At 68.6% G+C, this 3,900-nt stretch carries 4 protein-coding genes and 4 pseudogenes; 5 read left to right on the top strand and 3 right to left on the bottom strand.

Features of this window, described 5'->3' with window-relative positions:
* The coding region (locus ACYVMZ_RS39150) for an SDR family NAD(P)-dependent oxidoreductase (RefSeq protein ID WP_461088062.1) at positions 1 to 172 on the bottom strand (172 nt) is incomplete at its 3' end.
* Between the two features lie 257 nt (positions 173 to 429).
* Here ACYVMZ_RS39150 and ACYVMZ_RS39145 point away from each other — a divergent pair.
* Complete coding sequence (locus ACYVMZ_RS39145; RefSeq protein ID WP_461088060.1) at positions 430 to 894, top strand: hypothetical protein; 465 nt, start codon at positions 430 to 432, stop codon at positions 892 to 894.
* Positions 891 to 977 (top strand): annotated as a pseudogene (locus ACYVMZ_RS39140) (hypothetical protein); the annotation flags it as partial. The gene ACYVMZ_RS39145 and the pseudogene ACYVMZ_RS39140, both read left to right, overlap by 4 nt.
* A 114-nt stretch (positions 978 to 1,091) precedes the next feature.
* Here ACYVMZ_RS39140 and ACYVMZ_RS39135 read toward each other — a convergent pair.
* Together ACYVMZ_RS39135 and ACYVMZ_RS39130 are read right to left on the bottom strand one after the other, a co-directional pair.
* Entirely contained in the window at positions 1,092 to 1,295 is a 204-nt protein-coding gene (locus ACYVMZ_RS39135; RefSeq protein ID WP_461088058.1) for a cold-shock protein, read from the bottom strand.
* Positions 1,296 to 1,540: 245 nt separating this feature from the next.
* Positions 1,541 to 1,759, bottom strand: a pseudogene (locus ACYVMZ_RS39130) (IS630 family transposase); the annotation flags it as partial.
* A gap of 423 nt (positions 1,760 to 2,182) precedes the next feature.
* Here ACYVMZ_RS39130 and ACYVMZ_RS39125 point away from each other — a divergent pair.
* The 3 genes and pseudogenes from ACYVMZ_RS39125 to ACYVMZ_RS39115 all read left to right on the top strand — a co-directional run.
* Positions 2,183 to 3,184, top strand: coding sequence for a DUF6192 family protein (locus tag ACYVMZ_RS39125; protein ID WP_461088057.1), 1,002 nt, complete (start codon positions 2,183 to 2,185; stop codon positions 3,182 to 3,184).
* Positions 3,185 to 3,186: 2 nt separating this feature from the next.
* Positions 3,187 to 3,539 (top strand): annotated as a pseudogene (locus tag ACYVMZ_RS39120) (RacP protein).
* A 60-nt stretch (positions 3,540 to 3,599) separates the two neighbouring features.
* A pseudogene (locus ACYVMZ_RS39115) lies at positions 3,600 to 3,763 on the top strand (transposase); the annotation flags it as partial.
* Positions 3,764 to 3,900: the final 137 nt, after the last annotated feature.

Genomic DNA, 3,900 nt, shown 5'->3' with positions numbered 1-3,900 from the left:
CGCATACCTTCTCGCCGTCTTCACGGCGTACATCCGTGAGGCACACGCTCGCCCCGGCCTGAGCGAGCCGGCGGGCGATGGCCGCTCCCAGGCCGCGGGCCGCGCCCGTGACGAGGGCCCGTTTCCCGGACAGGTCTGCGTGAGATCGTGATTCCAACGTCTCCAACGTCATGCCCTTTCGACTGTTCGGTCGCTAAACGGATGCCTGGCCCCCGCCGCCGCAGCCGGTCGGCGGATTCTTGTTCCCTGCCCGCAGGGCGCCGTCCCGGGACGGGGAGGAGCACAGACAGCACCCGGTCGGCGCAGTGACGCGGAGTGCTGTGAAAGCAGCTGGAGGTTCTTGTCGTCGCGCGTCGGCAAGGCGCGGTCGGGTGCGCCGGCGTCGGCGGCTACGGTCTGCGGCGTATGGGCGCTCACGAGGTGACGGTGATGACGAGACAGCCGCCCGCCCCGCGCCCAGCGCGGCTGGCATCGCTTGTCCTCAGCCTGCTCGTGGCACTGTGCGCCTGCGTGGGGCCTTCATGGTCCGACACGGACTACGAGGAGAAGGTGGCCAATACAGCCGAGGCAGCGCGCTCAGCGGTGCAGACCGCGCGCCTGGTCGTTGAGGCGGCCGAGGAGGGCAAAGCACCCGGCCCGTACACGGCCAGGGCCCTGTCGGACGCGGAGACGGCCGTGACCTCGATCGCCACCCACATCGGGGCAGTGCAGCCACCGACCACGCACGCTAACGCCCTGCGCAGCAGGGTGACCTCCCTCTTGACCGAGTGCCGGACCGCGTTGGCGGAGCTGCGGATCGCCGCCCGTGACGGACGCTTCGATGAGCTGGCACGGCTTGCCGAGCCGCTGCCCAGTTCGGACTGGTTCTGGTATGGGTCACCGTCGTCGCGGTGATCGGTGTGGCTTTGTACTCGGAGATGGCCGGCCGGGTCGCCGTGGTCACCCGCAGAACCGTGTTCGACCTGATCCGCGAGCGCATGGGCGCCCGGACGGGCCTGGCCGCCGTGATCGTCTCCTACCTCGTCAACGCCATCGCTCTTAAGGCAGCTACCAGGAACCAGGGAAGACGCCTTTGCCGCGGGCGGCTTCGCTCAGGCTGGTGTGACGTTCTCGGCCTGCGGTCCCTTCTGTCCCTGAGTGACGTCGAAGTGGACTTTCTGGCCCTCTTGCAGTTCGCGGTAGCCGCCGCCGGCAATGGCCGAGTAGTGGACGAACACGTCAGGCCCGCCGCCGTCCTGCTCGATGAAGCCGAAGCCTTTTTCCGCGTTGAACCACTTCACTGTGCCGGTGGCCATGCTGGTCTCCCTCGTCACTGATCGGGCGGCGCGGCACCTTTGCCACGCGGCCGTAGGTTGGATCATCGCGGACCACCTGGGCGCGGGAAAGGAGAAACGCCCCGGTGCCACGCCTGCGTCGCACTGGTACCCCGCTCACAGCCCAGCAGGCACGAGCCGTGCGATCAGCAGCTTCACGTTCCGTCCGGCACCTGCCCTAGAACGGCGCCGTGCCCTCCCCCATAAAGGGCATAGACGTCTCGTCGCCCGGGGTGGCGGTGCACGATCTCGGCGATCCGGGCCAGCGTCCAGCACTGGTCACTCCAACCGGAGGCGGCCGGGCCGGCATCCAACACCGTCTCCATGACGCGGAGTTCTCCCGGGTCGAGCTTGCAGCGGGCGCTGCCGGGGCCCTTGGAGGCCAGGGCCTGCCGACCGCCTGAAGCCAACCCAGCTAAGTCACCAGCATTGGGGCTAGGCCGCGTGCCGGGCACGCGGGGCCAGCGCTCTTTCATAGTGCGTGTTTCTAAGCCCCGATTCTGAGTAGCCTGGGGGTCCTACGCTGGCTTCGTGTCCGAGGACACCGGTCGGGCCGGGGAGAGGATCTGCCGGGGCTGCGGGGAGCGGCTGAGGCCGGGGGCCCGGCCCGGGGCGGAGTTCTGTTCGTCGGTGTGTCGGTCCAGGCAGTGGCGTCGGGAGCGGCGGTTGCGCCAGCGCCTTGCGGCGGTCCGGGATGGTACGGGCGAGGTGGAGTGTCCGGAGTGGTCCAACTTCGGTCACCATCCGGTCATTTAAGGTCATTCATTGTGATCTTAGGATTTTCGGTCTGACTCTCGGCTTGGAAGCGGGCCCTGTCCCGTCGTGGCCCCAAGAGCCGTGCTCTGGCCCGCATTTGGTGGTGAGACACCGTGACCGAAGTGGCAGAGAAGGTCGGGAGCGTCAGCCAGTCCCGTTACGAACAGATCGTCGCTGAGCTGCGAGATGTGGTCGAGCAGCAGACGCGCGGGCAGTTCACGATTGGTGACCGCGCTCTGGAGATCGAGCCGATGAGGCAGCGGGGCGGTCCGATCGCGGAGCCGGAGTGGACGGTCGAGGCGTCGCTGAAGCGGCTGGCCGACGACATCGGGCTGTCGGTGGCCACGGTGAAGACCACGAGGTGGGTGGCCTCCCGCTGGCCGAAGGAACAACGCAGTCCCAAGACGGCGTCGTACACGGTCCACCGGGCCCTGGCGAACATCGAGGACGAGGCGGAACGGTTCGCGACGATCGGGACGCCGCCGGACGGCAAGGCCCGGTGGACCACGGACGACGCGAGCCGGCGGGTGGGCCAGCAGGTCGAGACCCCGATCACGCCTCAGGAGAAGGTCACCGCGATCCATTCGCTGGCCCGGGACGAAGAGGTCCCCGCGGCGGTCACTACCGACTTCCTCAAGCGTCCGCAGGTCGCGGCCAAAGTGTCGGCGGAGGACAAGGTCCGGGTGGTGGAGGAGTTCACACGGGACGAGTCGGTCGCGGCGACCGCCGCGACGAGCTTGCTGCGCAGGCCGGACGTCGCGTTCAAGGCGATGAGCGACGACACCGCCCGCTTCCAGGTCAACCATGCCCAGGTCGAACGCGGTCTGCAAGCCCGTGAGGACTTCGACCGCACCAGTCCCGTCGCCCCGGCCGTCCGTGCGATCGACCGGTCGGTGGAGTTTTTGGACCTGGTCACCGCCTGCCACTCCTTCGTCGCCGCCGCCGGCCGGACCGTTCCGGGCCTGCGGGACCGCACCCTGAACGACGACGAACGCACGCTCGTGCACGAGAACGTTGCCCGGGTGCGGGCGACGCTGGACTGGATCGAGACGGCCGTCGACACCGGCAAGGTCGACGTCGATGACGAACTGGCCCGCCTGCTCAAGGGCGAATGAGGATGCCCCGCGCCTCACGGCGACGGGGCGATGCCGCCAGACGCCACGCGGACACCCTGCGGTTCGTGCTGTTCGAGGCCAGGCCCGCCGGCCTTGAGTTCCACCAGTTGGTACGCGCCAGCGACCTGTCCGCCAGTCAGGTCCGGTCCGGACTCGCCGCGCTGAAGGACCAGGCCGCAGAGAAGGGCTGGCCCCCGCTGACCTGGACCCGGCAGGCGGGCTCGAGTTCCGCCGGTTCATCACCGGCACCGTCGTCCCGCACGCGGCCACCCACCCGGGCGACAAGTGGGTCAAGCACATCGTCGCCCAGCTCAACTCCATCGAATCCACCCTCGACCTCATCAACAGCTCCTGACCTGCGGTGGTCCGCTCCCGGACCGCGGGCGGACCACTGCACAGCCCTGAGGCCCTCGCCATGCGCTCTCGCCGCTACCCCTCGGACACCACGAAACGCCGGATCCAGCCCTTCTCGAAGGGCTGTTGCCCACCCCGGCCTGCGAGACCAGCAAGGGCGGCCGGCCTGAGAAGCATCCCCGCCGCGAGATCGTCGACGCGATCCGCTACGTCGTGGACAACGGGCAATGCCGTTGCTTGAGAGGTGCACGTAGTTCCTCTCCAGGCACGGTGACCGCCGGGGTGCTGGTTCGTTGACACGGACATGCATCCATGGATCGGGTTATCCGATGAAGTCCGGCTCGGGTTGCTCACCGAGTGGA

Source organism: Streptomyces deserti (assembly GCF_054782695.1).
The sequence above is the reverse complement of the archived record's forward strand: the minus strand, read 5'-3'. Positions and strand labels throughout refer to the sequence as shown.